22 protein-coding genes are annotated in these 23,243 nt (G+C 71.7%); 10 read left to right on the forward strand and 12 right to left on the reverse strand.

Annotated features, from left to right (window positions below; translation table 11 throughout):
- Window positions 1-30 precede the first annotated feature (30 nt).
- Window positions 31-465 (forward strand): universal stress protein, encoded by a 435-nt coding sequence (locus AC07OQ_RS06175; RefSeq protein ID WP_495052224.1) that lies wholly within the window; start codon window positions 31-33, stop codon window positions 463-465.
- A gap of 100 nt (window positions 466-565) precedes the next feature.
- Here the strand turns inward: AC07OQ_RS06175 and AC07OQ_RS06180 are convergent, their stop codons facing one another.
- Together AC07OQ_RS06180 and AC07OQ_RS06185 are read right to left on the reverse strand one after the other, a co-directional pair.
- The gene (locus tag AC07OQ_RS06180) at window positions 566-1,342 is read right to left on the reverse strand and encodes a ZIP family metal transporter (protein ID WP_495052225.1); all 777 of its coding nucleotides are present in this window, start codon (window positions 1,340-1,342) and stop codon (window positions 566-568) included.
- Window positions 1,343-1,419: 77 nt separating this feature from the next.
- Window positions 1,420-2,292: a dienelactone hydrolase family protein gene (locus tag AC07OQ_RS06185; protein ID WP_495052226.1), complete on the reverse strand. Its 873-nt coding sequence runs from the start codon at window positions 2,290-2,292 to the stop codon at window positions 1,420-1,422.
- Window positions 2,293-2,395: 103 nt separating this feature from the next.
- Here AC07OQ_RS06185 and AC07OQ_RS06190 point away from each other — a divergent pair, with 103 nt between their 5' ends.
- The gene (locus tag AC07OQ_RS06190) at window positions 2,396-3,907 is read left to right on the forward strand and encodes a Ppx/GppA phosphatase family protein (protein ID WP_495052227.1); all 1,512 of its coding nucleotides are present in this window, start codon (window positions 2,396-2,398) and stop codon (window positions 3,905-3,907) included.
- Between the two features lie 24 nt (window positions 3,908-3,931).
- Here AC07OQ_RS06190 and ppk1 read toward each other — a convergent pair whose 3' ends face one another.
- Together ppk1 and AC07OQ_RS06200 are read right to left on the reverse strand one after the other, a co-directional pair.
- Window positions 3,932-6,004, reverse strand: a complete 2,073-nt coding sequence (ppk1, locus tag AC07OQ_RS06195) for a polyphosphate kinase 1 (RefSeq protein WP_495052228.1) — start codon at window positions 6,002-6,004, stop codon at window positions 3,932-3,934.
- Complete coding sequence (locus AC07OQ_RS06200) at window positions 6,001-6,861, reverse strand: UDP-2,3-diacylglucosamine diphosphatase (RefSeq protein WP_495052394.1); 861 nt, start codon at window positions 6,859-6,861, stop codon at window positions 6,001-6,003. The genes ppk1 and AC07OQ_RS06200 overlap by 4 nt, the downstream gene beginning before the upstream one ends.
- 107 nt (window positions 6,862-6,968) lie before the next feature.
- Here AC07OQ_RS06200 and AC07OQ_RS06205 point away from each other — a divergent pair, with 107 nt between their 5' ends.
- The gene (locus AC07OQ_RS06205; protein WP_495052229.1) at window positions 6,969-7,907 is read left to right on the forward strand and encodes a hypothetical protein; all 939 of its coding nucleotides are present in this window, start codon (window positions 6,969-6,971) and stop codon (window positions 7,905-7,907) included.
- On the forward strand, window positions 7,904-9,655 hold the full coding sequence (gene recJ / locus AC07OQ_RS06210) for a single-stranded-DNA-specific exonuclease RecJ (protein WP_495052230.1): 1,752 nt from the start codon (window positions 7,904-7,906) through the stop codon (window positions 9,653-9,655). Before AC07OQ_RS06205 ends, recJ begins: the two co-directional genes overlap by 4 nt.
- 132 nt (window positions 9,656-9,787) lie before the next feature.
- Here the strand turns inward: recJ and AC07OQ_RS06215 are convergent, their stop codons facing one another.
- Complete coding sequence (locus AC07OQ_RS06215; RefSeq protein WP_495052231.1) at window positions 9,788-9,946, reverse strand: hypothetical protein; 159 nt, start codon at window positions 9,944-9,946, stop codon at window positions 9,788-9,790.
- A gap of 63 nt (window positions 9,947-10,009) precedes the next feature.
- Here AC07OQ_RS06215 and AC07OQ_RS06220 point away from each other — a divergent pair, with 63 nt between their 5' ends.
- Both AC07OQ_RS06220 and AC07OQ_RS06225 read left to right on the forward strand, forming a co-directional pair.
- Window positions 10,010-10,201, forward strand: coding sequence for a hypothetical protein (locus AC07OQ_RS06220; RefSeq protein ID WP_495052232.1), 192 nt, complete (start codon window positions 10,010-10,012; stop codon window positions 10,199-10,201).
- A 74-nt stretch (window positions 10,202-10,275) separates the two neighbouring features.
- A complete protein-coding gene (locus AC07OQ_RS06225) occupies window positions 10,276-11,244 on the forward strand; it encodes a DUF3616 domain-containing protein (protein WP_495052233.1) in 969 nt (322 codons plus the stop codon).
- A 29-nt stretch (window positions 11,245-11,273) separates the two neighbouring features.
- Here the strand turns inward: AC07OQ_RS06225 and AC07OQ_RS06230 are convergent, their stop codons facing one another.
- The gene (locus tag AC07OQ_RS06230) at window positions 11,274-12,302 is read right to left on the reverse strand and encodes a S66 family peptidase (RefSeq protein ID WP_495052234.1); all 1,029 of its coding nucleotides are present in this window, start codon (window positions 12,300-12,302) and stop codon (window positions 11,274-11,276) included.
- Window positions 12,303-12,464: 162 nt separating this feature from the next.
- On the opposite strand from AC07OQ_RS06230, the gene AC07OQ_RS06235 reads away from it, so the two are divergent.
- The 4 genes from AC07OQ_RS06235 to AC07OQ_RS06250 are packed head-to-tail and all read left to right on the forward strand — an operon-like array spanning window position 12,465 to window position 17,175.
- Window positions 12,465-14,675 (forward strand): SLC26A/SulP transporter family protein, encoded by a 2,211-nt coding sequence (locus AC07OQ_RS06235; RefSeq protein ID WP_495052235.1) that lies wholly within the window; start codon window positions 12,465-12,467, stop codon window positions 14,673-14,675.
- 46 nt (window positions 14,676-14,721) lie between these two features.
- Window positions 14,722-15,606: a 3',5'-nucleoside bisphosphate phosphatase gene (locus AC07OQ_RS06240; RefSeq protein WP_495052236.1), complete on the forward strand. Its 885-nt coding sequence runs from the start codon at window positions 14,722-14,724 to the stop codon at window positions 15,604-15,606.
- On the forward strand, window positions 15,603-16,538 hold the full coding sequence (locus AC07OQ_RS06245) for a DMT family transporter (RefSeq protein WP_495052237.1): 936 nt from the start codon (window positions 15,603-15,605) through the stop codon (window positions 16,536-16,538). The genes AC07OQ_RS06240 and AC07OQ_RS06245 overlap by 4 nt, the downstream gene beginning before the upstream one ends.
- A gap of 10 nt (window positions 16,539-16,548) precedes the next feature.
- Window positions 16,549-17,175, forward strand: a complete 627-nt coding sequence (locus AC07OQ_RS06250) for an L-threonylcarbamoyladenylate synthase (RefSeq protein WP_495052238.1) — start codon at window positions 16,549-16,551, stop codon at window positions 17,173-17,175.
- Between the two features lie 22 nt (window positions 17,176-17,197).
- Here AC07OQ_RS06250 and AC07OQ_RS06255 read toward each other — a convergent pair whose 3' ends face one another.
- The 6 genes from AC07OQ_RS06255 to AC07OQ_RS06280 form a co-directional block, all read right to left on the reverse strand.
- Window positions 17,198-17,860 carry a glutathione S-transferase family protein gene (locus AC07OQ_RS06255; RefSeq protein ID WP_495052239.1) on the reverse strand — a complete coding sequence of 221 codons (663 nt, stop codon included), beginning with the start codon at window positions 17,858-17,860 and terminating at the stop codon, window positions 17,198-17,200.
- 16 nt (window positions 17,861-17,876) lie between these two features.
- Entirely contained in the window at window positions 17,877-18,944 is a 1,068-nt protein-coding gene (locus tag AC07OQ_RS06260) for a DUF1513 domain-containing protein (protein ID WP_495052240.1), read from the reverse strand.
- Complete coding sequence (locus AC07OQ_RS06265; RefSeq protein ID WP_495052241.1) at window positions 18,934-19,935, reverse strand: imelysin family protein; 1,002 nt, start codon at window positions 19,933-19,935, stop codon at window positions 18,934-18,936. The genes AC07OQ_RS06260 and AC07OQ_RS06265 overlap by 11 nt, the downstream gene beginning before the upstream one ends.
- A 142-nt stretch (window positions 19,936-20,077) precedes the next feature.
- A complete protein-coding gene (locus AC07OQ_RS06270; protein WP_495052242.1) occupies window positions 20,078-21,562 on the reverse strand; it encodes a di-heme oxidoreductase family protein in 1,485 nt (494 codons plus the stop codon).
- Entirely contained in the window at window positions 21,559-22,758 is a 1,200-nt protein-coding gene (locus AC07OQ_RS06275; RefSeq protein WP_495052243.1) for an imelysin family protein, read from the reverse strand. Before AC07OQ_RS06275 ends, AC07OQ_RS06270 begins: the two co-directional genes overlap by 4 nt.
- Window positions 22,759-22,817: 59 nt before the next feature.
- Window positions 22,818-23,189, reverse strand: a complete 372-nt coding sequence (locus AC07OQ_RS06280) for a glutaredoxin family protein (RefSeq protein ID WP_495052244.1) — start codon at window positions 23,187-23,189, stop codon at window positions 22,818-22,820.
- Window positions 23,190-23,243 lie beyond the last annotated feature (54 nt).

The following is a 23,243-nucleotide window of genomic DNA, read 5'->3' on the forward strand; positions in this document are numbered from 1 at the left end:
TCCGAGCCCGGGCCTGCAAGGAGGTTTGCCATGTTCAAGCGCATCGTCATTCCCACCGACGGCTCCGACATCACCGCCAAGGCGGTCGACACCGCCATTGCGATGGCCAAGGTCCACGGCGCCCGGCTCTATGCCGTCAGCGTCAAGGAGCCCTTCCCCTACAGCGCGGTCTCGGAGATGCAGCCCACCCCGCCGCAGGAGTTCTTCGACGCTCAGGAGCGCATCGCCGCCGCGCGGGTCCGCACCGTGGCGAGCGCGGCCGAGGCCGCCGGCGTGCCCTGCGAGGGCCACACGGTCGAGGCCCTGCACGCCTGGGAGGCCATCATCGAATATGCCGGGCGCAACGAGGCCGACCTCGTCGTGATGGCCTCGCATGGCCGGCGCGGCTTCCAGGCCCTGCTGCTGGGCAGCGAGACGCAGAAGCTATTGACCCACTGCACGATCCCGGTCCTGGTGGTGCGTTAGAAACCACTCCCTACGCGCTGCGCGCGCCCCCTCAAGGGGGCACGCCCGTAGGACCGGCAGAGCCGGATCCTCGGGCGTCGCTGGGTTTGGATAGCGCTGCTCAGTGGGAATGGGCGCCGCCCGAGACGGCGAGCACGAGCGACAGCCCGGCCGCCAGCCAGGCCAGCTGGGCCAGCGTCTCGCGCCAGGGCAGGCGGCGCTGCAGTTGCGGGATCAGGTCCGCCACCGCCACATAGATGAAGCTGCTCGAGGCCACCACCAGCAGGTAGGGAAACAAGGCCTCCCAGGCGCCGACCACGAAGTAGCCGAGGATGCCGCCCAGCACCGCGGCCAGACCGGAGATCGCGTTGTAGACCAGGGCGCGGACGCGCGTGAAACCGGCATTCAGCAGCACGATGTAGTCGCCCACCTCCTGCGGGATTTCGTGCGCGATGATGGCCAGCGAGGTGGCCACGCCCAGGCGCGTGTCGGCCAGGAAGGCGGCGGCGATGATGATGCCGTCGCAGAAGTTGTGGATCGAGTCGCCCACCAGCACCGACAGGCCGCCGCGGCCGGCCTGCTCGGAGTCGAAATGGTGGTGATGGTGGTGGCCGTCGCCCTCGTGATGGTGGGTATGGCGGTACAGCTCGGCCTTCTCCAGCAGGAAGAAGAACATCAGGCCGGCCAGCAGGGTCAGGAACAGCTCGTGCGGGCTGGCCTGGCCCTCGAAGGCCTCGGGCAGCACATGCAGCAGCGCCGTGCCCAGCAGCACGCCGGTCGACAGGCTGACCAGATGCTTGACCACCCGGCCCAGCAGGCTGACGGTCAGGCTGGCGGCGATCAGCACCGACAACAGCCCGCCGATCAGGGTCGCGAGCACGATGTAGAAAAGGGTCATGGGGTTCCCGTCAGACAAAAAACAAACCGCGCCCCGCTGAGCTCGGGCGCGGTTTGCTGGCGAACAAGGCCCGGCGTTCAGGCCACGCCGTTGGCCTTGAACCAGGCCAGGCAGCGCTTCCATCCGTCCTCGGCCGCCTCCTTGCGATAGCTGGGGCGATAGTCGGCATGGAAGGCGTGCGGCGCGTCCGCATAGACATGGAACTCGCTGCGCTTGGCGGCCGCCGAGCCTTGGGCCAGGGCGGTCTTCATTTTATCCACCGTGTCAAGCGGGATGCCGGGGTCCTGGCCGCCATAGAGGCCCAGCACCGCCCCGTGCAACTGGCCGGCCAGGTCCACGGGGTGCCTGGGTGTCAGCGGCGTGGCGTTGCCCACCAGGCGGCCGTACCAGGCCACGCCGGCCTTCAGCCCGGGGTTGTGCGCCGCGTAGAGCCAGGTGATGCGGCCACCCCAGCAGAAGCCGGTGATGCCCAGCTTGGCGATATCGCCCCCCTGCGCCTTGGCCCAGGCCACCGTAGCGTCCAGATCGCGCATCACCTGCTCGTCCGGCACCTTGTTGATCACCTCGGCCACCAGCTTGGCGATCTCGCCGTAGCTGCCGGCATCGCCCTGGCGCACGAACAGCTCGGGCGCGATCGCCAGATAGCCCTGCCTGGCGAAGCGCCGCGCCACGTCCGCGATGTGCTCGTGCACGCCGAAGATCTCGCTGACCACCAGCACCACCGGCGGGTTCTTGGCACCGGCCGGCTGGGCGCGGTAGGCCGGCATCTTGAACTCGCCCACCGGGATCATGACCTCGCCGACCTCGAGGCCCTGCGCATCGGTCTTGAGGGTCTGGGCCGTCACCGGCAGCACGGCGGCCGCGAAACCGCTGCCGACCGTGGTGCGCACGAAATCGCGGCGGTTGAAGTCACGGCCGGGGGCCAAGCTGTCCACATCGTTCTTCAGCATCGTCATTGCTCCTGTCGGGGGGCCGGGGAAAGCTGACGCATTCTAGGCAGGCACGCCGAACTCTGCAGGAGTTCGTCATGGGTTTGCCGCGACAATCGCGGCCATGATTTTGCCCACGAGCACTTCCCCCGCCGCCCTTGCCGCCATCGACATGGGCTCCAACAGCTTCCGGCTGGAGATCGCCCAGCTGCAGCGCGGCCGCTACAAGCGCCTCACCTACCTGAAGGAAACCGTCAGACTGGGGGCAGGTCTTGACGCCGAGGGCATGCTGACCGAGGCCGCCATGCAGCGCGGTCTGGACTGCCTGGCGCGTTTTGCAACCCAGTTGCAGGGGTTTGCGCCGGAACGGGTGCGCGCCGTCGCCACCCAGACCCTGCGCGAGGCGAAAAACCGCGACGCCTTCCTGCAGCGCGCCGAGGAAGCGGTGGGGCATCGCATCGAGGTGATCTCGGGCCGCGAAGAGGCGCGCCTGATCTATGCCGGCGTGGCGCGGCTGCAGACCTCCAGCGCGCCGCGCCTGGTGATCGATATCGGCGGCCGCTCCACCGAGATGATCCTTGGCCAGGGCACGGCGCCGATCACGGCCGAGAGTTTCCAGGTCGGCAGCGTCAGCCTGTCGCTGCGCTTCTTCCCCGAAGGCCGCTTCACGCCCGAGGCCTTCCGCGCCGCCCAGGTCGCGGCCGGCGCCGAGCTGGAGGAGGCCTTGACCCTGTTCGACCGCCGGTATTGGAAGGAGGCGCTGGGCTCCTCCGGCACGGTGGGCGCGGTGTCCCAGCTGCTGGCCGGCAGCGGCATCACCGACGGCCGCATCACGCCGGACGCGCTGCGCTGGTGCATCGCCCGCTGCCTGGAGGCCGGCCATATGGATCAGCTCAAGCTGCCCGGCCTGAAGGACGACCGGCGTGCGGTGGTGGGTGGCGGGCTGTGCATCCTCTACACCCTGCTGACCCAGTTCGGCATCGACGCCCTGCAGCCCACCAAGGGCGCGCTGCGCCAGGGCGTGATCTTCGACCTGGCCGAGCGCCTGGAGGCGCAACGCCACAGCGGCGCCCACGATATGCGCGACCAGTCGGTCGCCCTGCTGCAGCAGCGCTTCGGCGTCGACATCCAGCAGGCCGAGCGCGTCGCCAGGCTGGGGCTGGCGCTGTACAAGCAGCTGCAGCCCGAGGCACCGCGCGAGCTGCAGCGCGAACTGGCCTGGGCCGCGGCCGTGCACGAGATCGGCATGATGGTCTCGCACCACGACCACCACCGCCACAGCGCCTACCTGCTGGCCCATGTGGACGCGGCCGGCTTCTCGCAAAACCAGCTGCGGCGCCTGGGCGATCTGGCGCTGGGCCAGCGCGGCGGCCTGCGCAAGCTGGAGACGCCGTTCGCGGCCGATCCGGCCCTGGTCTGGCAGGTGCTGGCGCTGCGCCTGGCCGTGCTGGCCTGCCATGGACGCGCACCGGTCAGCCCGCAGGTCCTGACGCTCAAGCGCGAGCGCCAGCTCTTGCGCATCGCGCCGACCAGGCGCTGGGCCACGGCCCAGCCGCGCGCGCTCTACCTGCTGCGCGAGGAGGCCGAGGCCTGGTCGCGCAGCGGCCTGCTGAAGATCGCCGTCGAGTCGGACTGACGAGGAGGCCCGATCTCGGGCCCGTCAATCGGATGCGAAGCGCCGCATCAGCGCCTGCTGGGCGCTGATGCCCTGCTCGGCGATGCGCTGCGAATGACCGTCCGGGCCCAGCTGCCAGGCATCCAGGCTGTCGTGCAGATAGGGCAGCAGGGCCTCGTCGATGACGCGCTGGCGCAGCTTGGCATCCAGCACCGGCCAGGCCACCTCGATGCGGCGCAGCATGTTGCGGCTCATCCAGTCGGCGCTGGACAGGTAGAGCGCCTCGTCCGCCTCGCCCTCGCCCCAGCGGAAGTAGCTGATGCGCGAATGCTCGAGGAAGCGCCCCACCACCGAGCGCACCAGGATGTTGTCGCTCACCCCCGGCAGGCCCGGCGGCAGCATGCAGGCACCGCGCACGATCAGGTCGATGCGCGCGCCGGCCTGGCCCGCGACGATCAGACCCTGGATCAGCTCGGCATCGGTCAATGCATTGATCTTCAGCACCACGCGCGCCGCATAACCCGCGCGCGCCGCCTCGGTGACGCGACCCAGCAGCTCCAGCATGCGGCTGTGCATATTGAAGGGCGCCAGCAGCAGGCGCTTCGGGGCCTTGAACTTGGACAGCGAGGCCAACTGGCGGAACACCGTGTCCGCATCGGCGGTCAAGTCGGTATCGGCGCTCAGATAGCCCAGGTCGGTGTAGAGCCGCGCGGTCTTGGGGTTGTAGTTGCCGGTGGAAAGATGCACATAGCGGCGCAGCACGGCCTTGCCGCCATGCTGCTCGCGGCGCGTCACCAGCAGCAGCTTGGCATGGGTCTTCAGGCCGACGATGCCGTAGACGACCTGGGCCCCGACGGCCTCCAGCCGCTCGGCCCAGTTGATGTTGGCCTCCTCGTCGAAGCGCGCCTTCAGCTCGACCACCACCATCACTTCCTTGCCGCGCCGCGCCGCCTCGATCAGCAGATCCATCAGCTCGGACTTGCTGCCGGTGCGGTAGACCGTCTGCTTGATCGCCAGCACCTCGGGGTCCTGTACCGCCTCGCGCAGCAGCTGCACCACCGGCTCGAAGCTCTCGAAGGGATGGTGCAGCAGCACGTCGTTCTTCTTCAGCTGCTCGAAGATGCTCTTGCCACGCGGCAGGCGGCGTTGCGGCCAGACCGGCTCGTAGGGCAGGAAGCGCAGCTCGTCGGCCTCGGTCTGGTCAATCAGCTCGTTCAGGCGCACCAGGTTGACCGGCCCGTTGACGCGATACAGGGCCGCCGCCGGCAGCTGGAACTGCTCCAGCAGGAAGCTGGCCAGTTCCTCCGGGCAGGTGTTCACCACCTCCAGCCGCACCGCGCGGCCGAAGTGGCGCGTCGTCAGGCCGGTGCGCAGCGCATGGCGCAGATTGGCGATCTCCTCCTCGTCGACCTCCAGATCGGAGTCGCGCGTGACGCGGAACTGCGAGAAGGCCTCCACCTGGCGCCCCGGGAACAACTCCTCCAGGTGGGCGCGGATCACGCTGGTCAGCAGCACGAAGGCCTGCTTGCCTTCGCTGATGGCGGCCGGCAGCTTGATCACGCGCGGCAGCACGCGCGGCACCTTGACGATGGCGATGCGCGTGTCGCGCCCCAGCGCGTCCTTGCCCGAGACGCGCGCGATGAAGTGCAGCGACTTGTTGGCCACCTGCGGGAAGGGATGCGCCGGGTCCAGACCCACCGGCACCAAGAGGGGCCGCACCTCGCGCTCGAAGAAACGGCCCACCCAGGCGCGCTGCGCCTCGTTGCGGTCGGCGTGGTTGAGCACGACGATGCTGTGCGCCTTCAGCACCGGCATCACCTGCTCGTTGAAGATGTCGTACTGCTCGTCGATCAGCTCATGGGCGGCGCGGCCGACGCGCTCGACGTCGCGGCTGTTGATGCCGCTGGCCGGGTCGCGCAGCGCGTCCAGCATGTCGGCGAAGCGCACCTCGAAGAACTCGTCCAGATTGGACGAGACGATGCAGATATAGCGCAGCCGCTCCAACAGCGGCACGTCCTCGCGCTGAGACTGGGCCAGCACGCGGCGGTTGAACTCCAGGATCGCTTGCTCGCGGTTGAGCAGGGTCAGCGTAGGCACACCCGGGGGGAGCTTGGTCATCGGACGATTCTATGAAGATTTGGTGACATGCCGGTGACGATCGGTGTCGCTGCCAGCGCCGTCTGCGGCACCCGCGCGCGTTCGCTCCAATCGAGGATCTCCAGGCGCCCGTCGGCATGCTCGATCAGCGCGGTCAGGCTCTCGACCCAGTCGCCGTCGTTGGCGTAGAGGATGCCGTCGATATCGCGCAGCTCGGCATGGTGGATATGGCCGCAGACCACGCCGTCGGCGCCGCGCTTCCTGGCCTCGCGCGCCAGCGCACTCTCGAAGTCCGAGACATAGCTGACCGCGCGCTTGACCTTGAGCTTCAGGTATTTCGACAGGCTCCAGTACGGCAGCCCCAGGCGCGCGCGCGCCGAATTCAGCCAGCGGTTCAGCTTGAGCGCGAACTCGTAGAGATGGTCGCCCAGCAGGGCCAGCCAGCGCGCGCATTGGATCACGCCGTCGAACAGGTCGCCATGCGTGACCCAGAGCTGCTTGCCGTCGGCCGTCTGGTGCATCCATTCCTTGGCCACCTCGACGCCACCGAAGCTGTGGTCCAGATACTTGCGCGCGAACTCGTCGTGATTGCCGGGAATGAAGATCACCTGGCAGCCCTTGCGCGCCTTGCGCAGGATCTTCTGGATCACGTCGTTGTGGGCCTGCGGCCAGTACCAGCTGCGGCGCAGTTGCCAGCCGTCGATGATGTCGCCCACCAGGAACAGGCGCTCGCACTCCACCTGGCGCAGAAAATCCAGCAGCGCCTCGGCCTGGCAGCCCGGTGTGCCCAGATGCAGGTCGGAGATCCAGACCGTGCGGTAATGCAGCGGCCCCTGCTCCTCGGGGGTGTGGTTCAAAGAGTCCATGGCAGCACGCATCAGAAGGGGATCGGGCTTCATGGACCACCAGCATGCGGCCCCGCCATGTCCGCGCCATGGCAGGCGCGTGAAGATTGGGTGACGGCCCGGGCCGGGATAATGCCGCCATGCATCTGATGATTTCCCATGCCAGCGCGCTTGGCGAGGCCTGCGCCCAGGCCCGCCAGACCCTGGCGCTGCCGCGCCTGGCCGCCCTGCTCGCGCTGCTGGCGCCCGAGGCCGGCCATGGCGGCGACGAATACAGCCTCCACACGCCCGAGGAGCAGACCCTGGCCGCGCTGTGGGGCTGGGACGCCCCGGCCCTGCCCTCGACCCTGCCCCTCGCCGCCGCCCGGGCCCAGGCCGACGGCATCGAGGTCGGCGACGCGGCCTGGGCCCTGCTGAGCCCGCTGCACCTGTCGGTCGGTAGCGACCAGATCACCGCGCTGGACCCGCGGGCCCTGCGGCTGGACGAGGCCGAGTCGCGCGCCTTCTTCGCCGCGCTGGCCTGGCTGTTCCCGGCCGAGGAAGGCTGGCGCAGCGCCTGGGGGGCGCCGACGCGCTGGTATGTCGCCCACGACAGCCTGGACGGCCTGGCCGGCGCCAGCCTGGAGCGCGTGATCAACCGCAATGTCGATCCCTGGATGCCCGAGGCGCGCCGCCTGCGCACCCTGCAGAACGAGCTGCAGATGGCGCTGCACGGCCATGCGCTGAACGAGGCGCGCGAGGCGCGCGGCGCGCTGGCGCTGAACTCGGTCTGGATCAGCGGCGCCGGCCGCGCCCGGCCGCGCGCCGCCGTGCCCGGCCTGCGCATCGACACGCGCCTGCGCGAGCCGCTGCTGGGCGAGGACTGGGCCGCCTGGAGCGAGGCCTGGGCCGCGCTCGATGCCGGCCCGCTGGCCGAGCTGCTGGGGCAGGCCCAGGCCGGCGCGGCGGTGACCCTGACCCTGTGCGGCGAGCGGCGCGCGCAAAGCTACCGCCCGCGCAAGGTCGGCGGATTCGGACGGCTGTGGCGCAAGCTCGCCGCGCCCAGGGCCGATGTGGCCAAGGCGCTGGAGGCGCTATGAGCGGCCCGCAAATCCTCACCCGCGACGTGCCGCCGCGCGCCAGCTGGGCGCTGGAACAGGCGGGCATCCCGCCGCTGCTGGCCCGCCTGTTCGCCGCGCGCGGCGTGCGCACGGCCGAGGAGCTGGACGACGGCCTGGCCCGGCTGATCCCGCCCGAGGGCATGAAGGGCATGGGCGCGGCCGCCGCGCTGCTGGCCGATGCGCTGCAGGCCGGCGAGCGCATCTGCATCGTCGCCGACTACGACTGCGACGGCGCCACCGCCTGCAGCGTCGCGCTGCGCGGCCTGCGCCTGCTGGGCGCAAGACCCGGCACCGTCGACTATGTCGTGCCCGACCGCGCCATCCATGGCTACGGCCTGACGCCCGCCATCGTCGAGCTGGCAATGGCTCAGGGTCGGCCGCAGCCGCAGCTGCTGATGACGGTCGACAACGGCATCGCCAGCCTGGCCGGCGTGGCCCATGCCAAGGCGCTGGGCCTGAAGGTGCTGGTGACCGACCATCATCTGCCGGCCTTGGTCGACGGCGCCATCGTCGTGCCCGCGGCCGACGCCCTGGTCAACCCCAACCAACCCGGCTGCGAGTTCGAGAGCAAGCACCTGGCCGGCGTCGGCGTGGCCTTCTACACCCTGCTGGCCCTGCGCGGCGAGCTGCGCCGGCGCGGCGTGTTCGACGCAGCGAGCCAACCCAGGCTCGACGCGCTGCTGGACCTGGTCGCGCTGGGCACGGTGGCCGACGTCGTCAAACTGGACGCCAACAACCGCCGCCTGGTGGCCCAGGGCCTGCGCCGCATGCGCGCCGGCCGCATGCAGCCGGGCATCGCGGCGCTGTTCGCGGCCGCCGGCCGCGATGCCGCGCGCGCCAGCAGCTTCGATCTGGGCTTCGCGCTGGGCCCGCGCATCAATGCGGCCGGGCGCCTGTCGGACATGACCCTGGGCATCGAATGCCTGACGACCGAGGACCCGGCGCGCGCGCTCGAGCTGGCGCGCCAGCTCGACGCGATCAACCGCGAGCGCCGCGAGATCGAGGCCGGCATGCGCGAGCAGGCCGAGCTGAAGCTCGACGAGCTGATGCCCAGCGGGGAAGCCCCGCCCGCCCTGAGCATCTACGAGCCCGAGTTCCACGAGGGCGTGGTGGGCATCGTCGCCTCGCGCCTGAAGGACCGGCTGCACCGCCCGACCTTCGTGTTCGCGCTGGGCGCCGATGGCCAGCTCAAGGGCTCGGGCCGCTCGATCCCCGGCTTCCATCTGCGCGATGCGCTGGACCTGGTGTCCAAGCGCCATCCCGAGCTGCTGAAGAAATTCGGCGGCCATGCGATGGCGGCCGGCTGCACGCTGGCCGACGGCGTCCCCGAAACCGTGTTCCAGGCCTTCGATGCGGCGCTGCGGCAGGTCGCCGCCGAATGGCTGGACGCCGCGGCCCTGACCCGCACCCTGCGCACCGACGGTCCGCTGCCGGCCGAAGCCTTCACGCCGGCGGTGGTGCAGCAGCTGGAGGCCCAGGTCTGGGGCCAGGCCTTCGAGGCCCCGCTGTTTTGCGATCAGGTGCAGATCGTCTCGCAGCGCATCGTCGGCGAGCGGCATCTGAAGCTGCGCCTGCGGCATGGCGGCGCGTCCGGCGCGCTGCGCGACGCGATCTGGTTCGGCCATGTCGAGCCGGTGCCGGACAACGGGCTGCTGGCCTACCGGCTGAGCCTGGACGAATACCAGGGGCAGCAGCGGGTGCAGATGATCGTCGAGGCGATGAGCTAGCGCTCACTGGGGCCGCGGGAAACGGCTGAGCTGCTCGTGGATGAGTCGGAACCGGCCGTCTTCCCGCAGCCGCACGCGCGTCCCCCGGCCCCGGATCGTGAACTCGCGCCCACCCTGCGAACCTTCCCGGTGCTAGGTGTAGCTGGCCGTCGCGCTGGCCCGGTCGCTGCCGAGCACCACGATGTCGGACAGGTGGAAGCGCGTCTTCTTCTTCACGCCGGGCTCGCCGCGCCAGGTCTTCTCGAGCACCGCGCCGGCATCGATCCCGCAAAGAACGGGTTTGTCCCGCATAGACGGCTCATCACCCCGAAGCAGGATTGAGATTGCGCCGGCAAGCGGCCATAGTGCCCTCCCATGCAGGACAAAGACATGCGCCGCCGAGCGGCTCACGCCCCCAAGCCTCGCCGCCCGAACGGCCCGCGGCAAGACCTGGCCCCCGCGCCCGCTCATCCGCAGGAGCTGGAGGACGGCATCCCCGGTCTGGATGTGCAGGACTCGACCTGGGACGAATGGCAGGAGGTCGCGGCCGGCAAGCTCGAGCGCTGAGGATGAGCAAGCCGTTCATGAATAGGGTCGCGGACCCGCGGCGATGCGGTGCCGGCCGATGCCTGCTGGCGGCCTTGCTTGTCCTTGCCATCGCGCCGGCCGGCCGGGCCCAGCCACCCAAGCTCGAGCGGCTCGAGAGCTATCGCGGCCTCTGCGAGGCCTCCGCCGGCGTGGCGCTGGATGCCGAGCATTTCGCCGTGGCCGACGACGAGCGCAATGCGCTGCTGATCTACCGCCGGGGCCGGCCGGAGCCGATCGGCGCGCCGCTCGATCTGTCGGCCTTCCTGTCCACGCCTGCCGACAAGGCCTCCGATCTGGAAGGCGCCGCGCGCCTCGACGACATCGTCTACTGGATCTCGTCGCACAGCCGCACGTCCTCGGGCAAGGAGCAGCCGCGCCGGCAGCGCTTCTTTGCCACGCGCATCGTCGCCGGGGCGCCGCCGCGCCTGCAGCCGGTCGGCCGGCCCTATGCCAGGCTGCTCGATGAGATGACGGATGCCGAAGAACTGAAGGCGCTCAAGCTCGGCCGGGCCGCCAGGCTGGCGCCCGAGGCGCACGGCGGCCTGAACATCGAGGGCCTGGCCGCCGCGGCCGACGGCGCCGGCCTGCTGATCGGTCTGCGCAGCCCCGTGCCGGACGGGCGCGCGCTGCTGATCCCCCTGAAGAACCCCGCCGCGCTGGTCGGCAGGGGCAAGCGCCCGCGGTTCGCCGAACCCATCCGGCTGGATCTCGGCGGCCGCGGCATCCGCAGCATCGAGCGCATCGGCGCGGCAAGCTATCTGATCGTCGCGGGCCCGCCGGGCGACGCGGGCAGCTTCGCGCTCTATGAATGGGATGGCCGGCCCTCGACCCCGCCCGCGCTGCGGCCCGAGCCGGCCCTGGCCGGGCTGAGCCCCGAAGCCCTGTTCGCGGGCCCCGGGCCGGACGAGCTGCGGCTGCTGAGCGACGACGGCGCCCTGCCGATGCCCGAAGGCCGTTGCGACCGGTTGGACCGGCCGCGGCAGCGGTTCAGAAGCCTGCTGATCCCGCCGCGGCCCCGCTAAAGCGCCGCTGGGCCACCGCCGGCCCGCCCTCAGCGCTGCTGCACCAGGCTGCCCCGCCCCTGCTCGAAGCGGACCGTCGCCAGCGCGCCGTTGATCAGCGTGAACTGCGGCGGCCGGTGGCCGATGTCCAGGTCGATCAGCACCGGGCAGCCGAGCTCACCCAGCGCCGAGCGCAGCGCGTCCCGATGGTCCAGGCCATGCGGATCGCTCGCCTCCGGTCCGGCGTTGCGGCCGATCAGCAGGCCTGCCAGGCCGTCGAACCAGCGCTGGCGGCGCAGGCTCCGGAGCGCGCGCGCCACGGTCGGCGGGTTCATCTCGCAGTTCTCCAGATAGAGCAGGCAGCCGTCCGCAGCGCTGGCGCGGATGAAATCCGGCACGGCGCCGTAGCGCGTGCCGGCCAGCCAGGCGATGGTGTCCAGGCAGCCGCCGATGAGCCGGCCGCGCAGCTCCAGTGGCGCCTCGCCGCCGTCCAGCCGGCGCCAGCGCACCGGCTCGCTCAGGCGATAGGCCGCATCGACGCGCTCGGCCCAGTCCTCGCCGGCGACCTGATAGCGCGCAGCCGCCTGCTGGACGAAGGGCGTGGCGAGATCCGCGGCCAGCAGGTCCAGCAGGCCGTCCTGGCCGGGTCGCAGCTCCATCAGATTGCTGCCATGCGCGCTGGCCCAGCCGCTGAGCAGGGCCAGCGGCAGTTGCAGGGTGCTGAGGTCCGAGAAACCGGTGAACCATTTGGGCGGCAGCGCGCGCAAGGCCTCGAAATCGATCCGCTCCAGCAGCTCGGTGGCCAGTTCGCCGCCCCAGGGCGGCATCACGGCCGCCACCTCGGGGTCGGTGAGAAAGCGCATCAGCTCGGCCGCGCGCTCGGACGCCGGCGCGCTGGCGCTCTTTATCTCGGCGCGCAGGCATTGGCCCTCGACGACGCGAAAGCCCCGGGCGCGCAGATGCGCCAGCACCAGGTCCAGCCGCGCATGCAGCCGGGCCGGCACGCCCGACGAGGGTGCGGTGACGGCGATCAGATCGCCGCGCCGCAGCGGCTTGGGAAAGCGGGTGAGCGGTGACATCGGCCCAGTGTAGACAAGGCCCCGCACCAGGGCCAGCAGCGCGTGCAGCGGGTGGTGGAGGCCGCCGCCTGAACGGCGCCGCGGTGCGGGCCAGCCGCGATTGACGCCGGCCCCGGGCTGCGGGTCTACTCGCCCGACCAGGGACGGGAACATGGGCGGAGCATGAGCGAAGCAGGCGGTCGCGACGCGACGAGTACGGCAAGGGCGCGGTTCGGGGTGGGGCTGCTCGGCGATCTCGCCGCCGGCACGGTCTGCGCGCTGGCGGGCCTGAGCTACCTGATGGGCTACGCGGCCCTGGTCTTCAGCGGCCCGCTGACGCCGCTGCTGACCGAGGGCCTCGCCATGCTGCTGCTGGGCGGCGGCGTGGTCGGCGTGGTGGTGTCACTGCGCAGCACGCTGCCCACCGTGATCGCCGGGCCCGACCCCAACAGCGCCGCCATCCTGGCGGTGGCGGTGGCGGGCATCGCCGCCGAGCTAGCCGGCGCGCCGCGCGAGCGGCTGCTGGCCACGGTGCTGATGGCCCTGACCCTGTCCAGCCTGGTGGCCGGCCTGCTCGCCTACACCCTGGGCCGGCTACGCCAGGGTGCGCTGATCCAGCTGATGCCGCATTCGGTGGTGGCCGGTTTCCTGGCGGGCACCGGCCTGCTGGTCAGCATCGGCGCCCTGCTCATGCTGAGCGGCCAGAGCTCCGCCGGCGCGGGCTGGCGGGCGCTGCGTGAAGGCCCCTGGCTGGTGCCGGCCACCGCGCTGGCCATGGCCGCGGCCCTGTTGGCCCTGCCGTGGCTGCGCCGCCACGCGCTGGGCCTGCCGGCCAGCATCGTGCTGGCCAGTGCGCTGTTCTTCGCGCTGGCGGCTTGGCAGGGGCTGAGCCCGGCCGAGCTGCGCCAGCGCGGCCTGCTGTTCGCGCCGCCGCACCTGTCGCTGCATCCGCCCCTGATCCTGTTGGGCAGCGGCCTGGTGGATTGGCCGGCGATCACCGCCCATGCGGCGGAGCTGCTGGCGGCGCCGCTGATCGGCATGCTCACCATCCTGCTGAACAGCGTCGGCCTGGAGCTGGCCTCGCAGCGGCGCATCGACGCCGACAGCGAGCTGCGCGCGGCCGGCGGCGCCAATCTCCTCAGCGGTCTGCTGGGCGGCTTCGTCGGCTACCCCTCCATCAGCCGCAGCCTGCTGAACCAGCGCGCGGGCGCCCACGGCCGCCGCGCCGGCGTCTGGGCGGCCATCTGCAGCCTGCTGATCGTGCTGGCCCTGCCGGACCTGCTGAGCTATCTGCCCAAGCCGGTGCTGGCCGGCCTGCTGCTCTACCTGGGCCTGTCGATGCTGCTGGACTGGGCCTGGGCGACGCGCCGCCAGTTGCCACGCCACGAGTACCTGCTGGTGCTGGCCATCCTCGCGGTGATCGCCTGGCAGGGCTTCGCCCTGGGCGTGCTGCTGGGCCTGCTGGGTGCCTGCGCGCTGTTCGCCTGGAGCTACGGACGCAGCGGCTGCATCGCCGCCAGCTTCAGCCTGCAAGGGCGGCGCTCGCGGGTGCGCCGCAGCCTGGCCGAGGAACAGGCGCTGACCCGGCATGGCGAGGCCCTGTTCGGCCTGAGCCTGCAGGGCTACCTCTACTTCGGCACCGCCAAGGCCATCGTCGCGCGCGTCGAGGCCGCGCTGGCCGCGGCGCCGCGCCAGGGCGTGCTGATCGACATGGCGGCGGTGCAGGGCGTCGACGCCTCGGCGCTGCAGAGCTTCCGCCGCCTGCGCCAATGCTGCGAGGCCGGCCATGCGTCCCTCGCGTTCGCCGGCCTGGGCGATGCCCTGCGCCGCCGCCTGCAGGCGGCCGGCGTGCTGGACGGCGCGGCGACGCAGGACTTCCCCGATCTCGACCACGCGCTGGAATGGAGCGAGGAGCGCCTGTTGCGCGGCCTCGGCCATGCCGGCGGCGAGCTGCCGCTGCGCCGGCTGCTGGCGCCGCATTTCGGCGCGGCCGACCTGGAGCGGCTGCTGGCCAGGCTGCAGCCCTGGCCGCTGATGGCCGGCGAGGCCGTCTACCGCCAGGGCGAGCGCGCCGATTCGATGCTGTTCATCGAGCAGGGGCGGCTGGGCGTCAGCCTGGCGCGCCCGGACGGCGCGCCGGTGCGCCTGGGCAGCTACGGGCCCGGCACCCTGGTCGGCGAACTGGCCCTGTTCACCGACGAGCCGCGCTCGGCCGACGTGGTGGCCGAGGCGCCGACGCGGGCGCTGCGGCTCAGCCGCGCCGACCTGCTGGCGCTGGAGCGCGAGGCTCCGGTGGCCGCGCTGGCGCTGCGCACCCTGGTGATCCGCAGCCTGTCCACGCGCCTGGTGGCCGCCAGCCATGAGCTGACGGTGCTGGCCGCGCGGCCCGGCTGATGCCCCTGCGACAGCGGGCCCGGGGCGGCCCTTCTAAAATGACGGTGTGAACAACCTCAGCCCCCTGATCAACGCCGATCTGCACTGCCACTCCAAGGTCTCGGACGGCACGCTGGAGCCCGAGACCCTGGCCGCGCGCGCCAAGGCCAACGGGGTCGAGCTGTGGGCGCTGACCGACCATGACGAGATCGGCGGCCAGCAGCGCGCGCTGGACGCCGCGCTGGCCCTGGGCCTGCCCTATCTGACCGGCACCGAGATCTCGGTCAGCTTTGCCGGCCGCGTGGTGCACATCGTCGGCCTGGGCTTCGACCACCGCAACGACGCCCTGGGGGCCGGCCTGAAGGCCACGCGCGGCGGCCGCGAGGAACGGGCCCGCGAGATGGCCGCCGGCCTGGCCCGGGTGGGCATCAAGGACGCCTACGAGGGCGCGCTGCGCTATGTGGGCAATCCCGAGCTGATCTCGCGCACCCATTTCGCGCGTTTCCTGGTCGATGCCGGCCATTGTGCCGACGTGCCCGAGGTGTTTCGCCGCTTCCTGACCGAGGGCAAGCCGGGCTATGTCGAGCACCGCTGGGCCAAGCTCGGCGATGCGGTGCGCTGGATCACCGCGGCCGGGGGCGAGGCGGTGATCGCCCATCCGGGCCGCTACCCCTTCACGCCCACCGAGGAATATGCGCTCTTCACCGAGTTCATCGCCCATGGCGGACGCGGCGTCGAGGTCGTGACCGGCAGCCACACCGCGGCCGACGCGGTGAAGTACACCGAGACCGCGCTGGAGTTCGGCCTGCTGGCCTCGCGCGGCTCCGACTTCCACAGCCCCGAGGAAAGCCACACCGACCTGGGCCGCCTGAGCGCCGACCTGTCGGGCCGCCTGACGCCGATCTGGCAGGCGCTGGAGCAGCGCGTCCACCGGCCCGCGGCCGCTTCGTGAGGCAGCACCGCCCCCTGCTGGGCATCGCATTGATCGTGCTGATGGCCACCTGCTTCGCGTCGATGGACAGCACGATCCGCTACCTGGGCGGCTTCCTGCCGGTGCTGCTGATCCTCTGGCTGCGCTACAGCTTCCAGGCCGTGGCGATGCTGGGCTGGCTGGCGATCGCGGCGCTGCGCGGCAAGCCCGATGTGTTCCGCGCCGCCCATCCCAGGTTCCAGGCGGTGCGCGGCATGCTGCTGCTGTTCACCAGCGCGATGAGCTTCTATGGCGTGCAGCACATGCCGGTGGCCGAGTTCACCGCGATCAATATGCTGACGCCGGTGGTCGTCACCCTGCTGGCCGCGATGGTGCTGCAGGAGCCGGTGTCGCGCCTGCGCTGGACCCTGGTGATCGGCGGCTTTGCCGGCGCGCTGATCGTGATCCGCCCCGGCAGCGGCCTGTTCGGCTGGGCCGTGCTGTTCCCGCTGGCCGGCGCGCTGAGCTATGCCAGCTTCCAGGTGCTGACCGCCAAGCTGGCGGCGCTGGAGAGCCCCTACACCACGCATTTCTACACCGGCCTGACCGGCATGCTGGTGCTGAGCCCGCTGATCGCGCTGCTGCCGTCGGATCTGGCGGCCGGCCTGCGCGCGGCCTCGGCCGGGCAGCTGGGCCTGCTGGCCCTGGTGGGGCTGCTGGGCACGGTCGGCCACCTGCTGCTGATCCTGGCGCTGGGCCTGGCGCCCACCGGCACCCTGATGCCCTTCGTCTATGTGCAGATCGCGGTGGCCGCGGCGATCGGCTGGCTGGCCTTCGACCATGCGCCGGACGGCTATGCCTGGCTGGGCATGGGCGTGCTCTCGGCCTGCGGCGCGGCCTCGGCCTGGCTCAATGTCAGGCGTTCGCAACGCCCGCCGCCCTCGGCGGTGGCGCTGGACACCATTGCCGACTAAGAATCGCGCCATGGCCCAGTTCTTCGAAGTGCATCCCGACAACCCGCAGGTCCGCTTTCTCAAGCAGGCCGCGCAAATCCTCGACCAGGGCGGCATCGCGGCGATCCCGACCGACTCCAGCTATGCGCTGGTCTGCCATCTGGACGACAAGGCCGCGGCCGAGAACCTGCGGCGCATCCGCGGGGTCGACGACAAGCATCACCTGACCCTGCTGTGCCGCGACCTCAGCGAGCTGGCCAGCTACGCGCGGGTCGACAACAAGCAGTACCGGCTGCTGAAGGCGGTCACGCCCGGCTCCTTCACCTTCATCCTGGAGGCCACCAAGGAAGTGCCGCGGCGCGTCTCGCATCCCTCGCGGCGCACCATCGGCCTGCGCGTGCCCGACCACAAGGTGACGCAGGAGCTGCTGGCCATCTTCGGCCAGCCCCTGCTGGCGACCACGCTGATTCCGCCCGGCGAGCACGAGCCGCTGAACGATGCCCAGGAGATCTCGGCGCGCTACGACAAGCTGCTGCAGCTGATCATCGACGCCGGCGCCTGCCCGATGCAGCCGACCACCGTGGTCGACATGACGGGCGACGAGCCGGTGCTGGTGCGCCGCGGCTGCGGCGACCCGGCCTGCCTGGGGCTGGACTAGGTGTGACGTTCCAGAAGCTTGTTCACCCGTCGGGAAAGCGCGCCGCCCAGAGCGAGCGCAGCCGCGGCTCGGCGTCGACGCGGCGCACCGCCGGCGCCAGACGCGGCGCCGCGGCATAGAAGCGCTCGCGCCAGGGGCCGAAACGCGAGACCACGGCGACATAGAGGTCCAGCATGCTCAGCCGCTCGCCCAGCAGATAGGGTCCCGGGCTCAGCTGCGCATCGAGTTGCGACCAGCAGAAGGCGATGCGCTCATGCACCGCATCGACCACCGCGTCGCGCAGCTCGGGCGGCGCGCCGATGCGGCCCACGTCCGGCTTGATCCAGTGCAGCGCATAGATCGCCGACGACACATACAGCATCCAGCGCAGGAACTGCGGGCGCAGCGCGGCGTCGTCCGGCGCCGGCGCCAGCCCCGCGGCCGGGTGCGAGTCGGCCAGCCAGATCAGGATGGCCGCGCTCTCGGTCATCACGCGGCCGTCGGGCATCAGCAGCGTCGGGATCTGGCGCAGCGCATTGAGCGGTGCCACCCGTTCGCGCGCCGCCGGCTCGGCCCAGGTGGCGCCGTCGATCAGCGCGTAGGGCAGGTCCAGCAGGGTCAGTGCGGCCTCCACGGCCACGGCGCCGGACCCGGCGGCACCATAGAGCCGCCAGGGCTTGGCGGACAGATCAGCAGCGGTATTCATGGACGGGCATCTCCGATCAGATCCTGATCCAGTGATTGTCCAGCTCCAGTTCGGGCAGGCGCCTGCCCGCCCCGTCCGGCAGCTGCAGCGCCCGCCCGCGGCCACCGGCCCACAGACCCTCGCCCGCGCCTCGCCCCTCGGCCAGCGCGCAGGCCTCGGGCAAGGGGGTCAGCCCTTGCCAGCGCCCCTCGGCATCGAAGCGCGCCACGCCGCCGCTGCGCGGACAGCCGATCGCGAAACCCTCGGCTATGGCGGCGATGTCGCCGCCATAGCCGGCCAGCGCGGGCTGGCCCTCGGCCAGGCGCAGCTCGCGGCCGTCGAACAGCGCGAGGATGGGCGCAGCCTTCCTCCGCTCGGCCTCCTCGTGCTCGGCCTGGATCGCGATGCCCAGCCGGCCGTCGGGCCGCCAGGCCAGGTGGCGCAGACTCAGCCGGCGATCCGGCACGCGCCATTGGCCGCGCAAGGCCCCGGTGCGTGCGTCCAGCCGCACCAGCGAGGAGTCCATCGCCGGCAGGTTCAGCTTCAACCGCCCGGTTTCGGGCTGGGTCTGGATGCCGCCGTTGGCCACCCAGAGGTCGCCGCCCCGGGGCGCGAGTTCGTGCACGTCGACGCCATGGCTGGGCCATTCGGCCAGCTTCGCGAGGCTCCCCGCATCGCGCACGCCGATCAGGCCGGCACCGCTTCCCAGATCGGTCTCGCCGCTGAAGAGATGGCGCCCGTCGGCACTGCGCGCCAGGTGGCCGGTGAAGGCGCGGTCGGGTTCGATCCAGAGCCATTGCAGTTCCCGGCCCTCGCGCGAGAAGCGCAGCAGCCAGTCGCCGGGGCGCCGCGCCACGGCCAGCAGGCTGCCACCGGGCTCCCGCAGCAGGCCATGGGCGCGGGTGGGCACCTCGATACTGGCGCGCAGCGCCAGCGCTTCGCCGGCCAGCGCCAGGCGGCCGACGCGGTAGCTGGGTGCCTCGTCCCGCCAGGCCGCGGCCAGCTCCAGCGGCGCGCCGCGCAAGGCCCAGGCCGGTGCGGCCAGGCCCGTGACCAGGCCCCCGACCAGGGTCAGGACTTGCCTGCGCTTGAGCTCAATCACCATCGGCATCGGAGAAACCCAGCGCCAGATCCAGCGCCGGCGCCACCCGCTCCTGCACCAGGCGCTTCAGCGCCTCCAGCGCCTTCGCCGCGGCCAGTACCGGCTGCGGCCCGGCCGGCGTCAGGCCCTGCAGCCTGGCATCGGCCGCCAGCACGCTGCTGCGCAGCGCATCGGCCACCTGGTTGCGGCCGCGGCCGCGCAGATAGCTCTCCAGCGTCACCAGGCCCGCGCCCGGTGCCGGCGCGCGCCGGCCCGGCCCGCCCTCGAACAGCGCCAGGCCGCGCAGGCTCTGCCACTCGGCGGCCCAGGCCGCGGCGGTGAGGCCGCTGGCGGCGCGCGGCAGCGCCTCCTTGCCGGAACGCAGCGGCTTTTCCATCTGCGCCCAGCGCAGCCTCTCGATGCCGCCGACCCATTGGTTCAAGAGCTCCGCGGTGCCGGCCAGTGCATCCTCCTCGCTCCAGTCCTCCGGGGCGCGCGCGGCCAGCTCGGCGAAGCCGGCCTGCAGGGCCTTGGCCTCGATCAGCAGCTCCTCGGCCAGCAGCTGCGCGTAGCGGCGCTCGGCCTCGCTCATGGCCCCCTTCTGCCACAGCAGCAGTTCCAGCGCCGGCAGGCCCTTGGCGGGCGTGCCGACGCGCTCCAGCGCCGCCACATCGCGGGGCGCGCCCTGGATGGCGCGGGCGATCAGCGCGGGCCGGGTCGGCGCGAAGTCGATCTGGCGCTGCGAACGCCGCGTCAGCACCGGTCCCAGCGCCGGCGTGCCCAGGCGCTCCCAGGCCAGCATGGCCTCGGCCCAGCTCGCGCGGTCCAGGCTCGCGGTCAGGCGCTGCGCGGCGGCCAGCAAGGCCTCGGCGCGCGGCAAGGTCCAGTGCTGGTGCAGCCCCAGCACCAGGTGCAGCGGCGTGTAGGCCGGCACGGCCTGGCGGGCCCAGTCGGTCTGGGCGCGGGCGGCGCCACCAACGGCCAGCCCCGCCAGGAACAGTCGGCGATCCATCATTCGAGTCCTCCACGCCGCGCCGGCGCCACACATGACGCAAGCAGCGCGGGCACTCCCAAGCGACGTCCGGGGACCCGGCTTTGCCGGGCCCCCGGACATGCCCCCTCGAGGGGGCCGACGAAGTCGGTAGGGGGTGGGCTCATCACAGCGACTCCACGAATTTGACGAGCGCATCGCGCTCGGCGCGCGTCATGCCCAAGACCTTGTGCTTCGCCTCCTCGGCCTCGCCGCCATGCCACAGCACGGCCTCCAGCACGCCGCGGGCGCGGCCGTCGTGCAGCAGCCGGGTGTGGCCGTTGACGTCCTTGATCAGGCCGATACCCCACAGCGGCGGGGTCTTCCACTGCCGGCCGCTGGCCTGGAAGTCCGGCCGGCCGTCGGCCAGGCCCTCGCCCATGTCGTGCAGCAGCAGATCGGTATAGGGCCAGATCTGCTGGCCGTTCAGCGCCTTGCTGCTAAGGCTCGGGAACGGCCCTTCGGCCGTGGTGTAGCCGGGGCGGTGGCAGGCCGCACATTGCGCCTGCGCGAACAGGGCCTGGCCGCGCTTGACCTGCTGGTCGTCCACCCGGCGGCGCGCCGGCGGGGCCAAGGTGGCCTGGTAGAAGACCACGTCGGCCAGGGTCCTGTCGTCGATCTCGACGCCTTCTTGCTCCTTGGCGCCGCGCGGCGCGGCGCGGCAGTCGGTCTGGGCCGGCATGCAGGTCTCCTGCGCGAAATGCGTGGAGGTGATGCCCATGTCGCCGAGGAAGGCGCCCGCCGTCTGGTGCGCGATGCTCGCCACATTGGCCTTCCAGCCGAAGCGGCCCAGCATGGGCTTGTCGGCGAAGGCATCCCAGACCCGGTTCGGCCGGCCCTTGATCGGGCCCGGCGCCGCGGCCTGCTCGGCGGCATTGCGCAGGATCTCGGCCTCGGGGATCGCCTCCAGCAGGCCCACGCCGATCAGCTGCGGCGCGATGCGCGGGCTGACCATTACGTCCGCAGCCAGCGGGCCGTAGCCCAGGTCCTTGAAGCCGTAATGGGGCTTCAGCAGGCCGTAGGGCGTGCCGTCCCCGAAGCGGCCCTTGACGGTCTCGTAGCGCAGCGTCACCCGGCCCTCGGGCCTGACGCCGCCGACCGCGGCGTTGTTCAGCTGGTCGCCGTAGACCGGGTCGGGCTTCGGGCCGCCATGCGCGTCCTGCCCCGGCACGGACAGGCGCATCAAGAGCGCCACCGGCTGCTCGTGCATGCCAGCCCCCACGGCGCTGCGCGCCTGCCCCCCGAGGGGGTGTTCGCCCGCCTTGGGGCGGCCCGGCGTCGGGCTCAGCCCCTTCCGGAAATCCGGCGGCGCGCCGCGGCCGTCCTGCACATGGCAGCCGCCGCAGCTGCGCGCGATGAAATGCGGGCCCAGCCCGTCGCGCGCGCCGGTGGAGGCCGGCGCCTCCACCCAGTTGCGGCGGAAGAAGCTGTTGCCGATCGCGAAGCGGGTGCGCTCCTCGTCGTCCAGATTCGCGGCGGGGAAGGAAAAGGCGTTGCGGCCGTCGGCATAGACGGTGGTGTCGCCGCCCGTCCTTTCCTCGTCCGGCCCCGTGCCGGCCACCACGCCCAGCGCCGCCAGGCTTGCGCCGGCGGCCAGCAGCCAGACCCTCATGGCTGGACCAGGGTCAGCTTGGTGATGCCGATCGCCGTGGCCGCCTCCACCAGCAGCTTGCTCTGCGCGGTGAGGCTCGCGATCGTGGCCTGGATGCGTGCGCGCCCCGGGGCATCCTTGCCGCCCAGGATCTCCTGGTCGAATGGCGCCTGGATCTGCTCGGCCGCGGCCACCGAGGCGGCAAGCTGCAGCGTCAGGCGCTCGGCCAGCGCCGCGTCCTTGGCGGCCACCAGCTCGCGCAGCGCCGGGCCTTGCAGGGTGCTGTCGTCGGCGCGCCGGTAGCGGCCCAGCCAGACGTTCTCGATGCCCTTGGCATTGCTCACCGCGTCGCGGTGCGTATTGTCGGAGAAGCAGGAATGCTCGTCCTCCTGGTCCTGGCTGGCCAGCGCCACCTCCAGGCGCTCGCCGGCCAGTTCGCCGCGCGACAGCGAGCCCAGGCCCACCAGCATCTTGCGCAGCGATTCCTGGCCGCCCTTTTCGAAGCGCGCGCGGTAGTTGTTTGCGACGCCGGGCGCCCAGGCCTTGACCAGGAAGCCCAGGTCGTCGATCAGCAGCTCGGTCACGACCACGAGGTACTGGCGGCGGCGGTCGGCATTGGGCGCTTTGCCGTCGACGAAGTCCTCGAAGCCGCGGTTGCCGGGTCCGCTGGAGGACAGGTCTTGCCCCCAGAGCAGGAACTCGATCGCATGCCAGCCGGTGGCGATGTTCTCCTCGCCGCCGCGCTCGTTCTGCGCCGACAGGCCGGCCTTGCTGATCTTGAAGCCGCGCTTGCCGATCAGGCCGCCGCTGCTCTTGCCCTCGATGCGGTCGACATAGCTTTCGTCCATCGGCCAGGCATTGAGGCGCCCCTCGGGGCCCTTGTCATCGTCGATCGGGCCGCCGTAGAAGCGGAAGGCCTCGGTCTGGCCGTAGAACTCGCGCGCGGCCAGCCAGGCCTGGCGCGCCGCGTCCAGCTTGGCCTGCGAGGGCCGGGCGACGAAGGTCTTGACGGCCTGCTGCAGCACCTGGGCGCTCGCCAGCGTGTCGGCATAGTTGGCGGACACCAGGGCGGCGTAGTGACGGGCCACGCCGGCCGGCGTGGCGGCGGCTTCGACCCGCGGAACCTGCTGGGCCGCCACCGGCTGGGCCTGCGAGGCGACCGGCCAGTTGGCGGCAGCGGCCGCCAGGCCCAGGAACAGGACGGCAAGGGATTGCATCGGATAAGGCTCGAACAGATGAGATTAGTTCGCATTCTCTCATCCGTTCGCGGCAGGACTCAAGCCGGCGCTCGCAGGATCGCACGGATGCGCTCGGGGTCGAAGCCCAGCAGCGTGCGGCCGCGCACGACGAAGGTGGGCGTGCCCCGCGCACCGCGCGCCCGGTACTCGGCCAGACAGGCCGGATCGCGCTCGATCAAGCATTCGCGATGCGTCACCCGCTGCTCGACCAGCCAGGCGCTGGCGCGCTTGCAGAACACGCAGCCGACGGACGAGAGCATCACGATATCGCCCGGCCGCGCCAGTTCGCGCAAGGCCTGACCCTGCTGCTCGGCCTGACGGCCGCCGATCCACTGGCTCGCGCCCCAGAACAGCGCGACCAGGCCCAGCAGCACCACGAACTCGCGCGCCGCAATCTTGCTCTTGCCCATGGCGGCGATCCTAAGCCGGAATGCGGTACTGCGCCGGCCCCACCCGAGCCTCGG

The sequence above is a fragment of the Roseateles sp. GW821-FHT09B06 genome (assembly GCF_059418245.1).

Coding starts and splice junctions, on each gene's coding strand:
- AC07OQ_RS06175 (WP_495052224.1), top strand. CDS start 31: ATGTTCAAGCGCATCGTCATTCCCACCGACGGCTCCGACATCACCGCC.
- AC07OQ_RS06180 (WP_495052225.1), bottom strand. CDS start 1,342: ATGACCCTTTTCTACATCGTGCTCGCGACCCTGATCGGCGGGCTGTTG.
- AC07OQ_RS06185 (WP_495052226.1), bottom strand. CDS start 2,292: ATGCTGAAGAACGATGTGGACAGCTTGGCCCCCGGCCGTGACTTCAAC.
- AC07OQ_RS06190 (WP_495052227.1), top strand. CDS start 2,396: ATGATTTTGCCCACGAGCACTTCCCCCGCCGCCCTTGCCGCCATCGAC.
- ppk1 (WP_495052228.1), bottom strand. CDS start 6,004: ATGACCAAGCTCCCCCCGGGTGTGCCTACGCTGACCCTGCTCAACCGC.
- AC07OQ_RS06200 (WP_495052394.1), bottom strand. CDS start 6,861: ATGCGTGCTGCCATGGACTCTTTGAACCACACCCCCGAGGAGCAGGGG.
- AC07OQ_RS06205 (WP_495052229.1), top strand. CDS start 6,969: ATGCATCTGATGATTTCCCATGCCAGCGCGCTTGGCGAGGCCTGCGCC.
- recJ (WP_495052230.1), top strand. CDS start 7,904: ATGAGCGGCCCGCAAATCCTCACCCGCGACGTGCCGCCGCGCGCCAGC.
- AC07OQ_RS06215 (WP_495052231.1), bottom strand. CDS start 9,946: ATGCGGGACAAACCCGTTCTTTGCGGGATCGATGCCGGCGCGGTGCTC.
- AC07OQ_RS06220 (WP_495052232.1), top strand. CDS start 10,010: ATGCAGGACAAAGACATGCGCCGCCGAGCGGCTCACGCCCCCAAGCCT.
- AC07OQ_RS06230 (WP_495052234.1), bottom strand. CDS start 12,302: ATGTCACCGCTCACCCGCTTTCCCAAGCCGCTGCGGCGCGGCGATCTG.
- AC07OQ_RS06235 (WP_495052235.1), top strand. CDS start 12,465: ATGAGCGAAGCAGGCGGTCGCGACGCGACGAGTACGGCAAGGGCGCGG.
- AC07OQ_RS06250 (WP_495052238.1), top strand. CDS start 16,549: ATGGCCCAGTTCTTCGAAGTGCATCCCGACAACCCGCAGGTCCGCTTT.
- AC07OQ_RS06255 (WP_495052239.1), bottom strand. CDS start 17,860: ATGAATACCGCTGCTGATCTGTCCGCCAAGCCCTGGCGGCTCTATGGT.
- AC07OQ_RS06260 (WP_495052240.1), bottom strand. CDS start 18,944: ATGGTGATTGAGCTCAAGCGCAGGCAAGTCCTGACCCTGGTCGGGGGC.
- AC07OQ_RS06265 (WP_495052241.1), bottom strand. CDS start 19,935: ATGATGGATCGCCGACTGTTCCTGGCGGGGCTGGCCGTTGGTGGCGCC.
- AC07OQ_RS06270 (WP_495052242.1), bottom strand. CDS start 21,562: ATGAGGGTCTGGCTGCTGGCCGCCGGCGCAAGCCTGGCGGCGCTGGGC.
- AC07OQ_RS06275 (WP_495052243.1), bottom strand. CDS start 22,758: ATGCAATCCCTTGCCGTCCTGTTCCTGGGCCTGGCGGCCGCTGCCGCC.
- AC07OQ_RS06280 (WP_495052244.1), bottom strand. CDS start 23,189: ATGGGCAAGAGCAAGATTGCGGCGCGCGAGTTCGTGGTGCTGCTGGGC.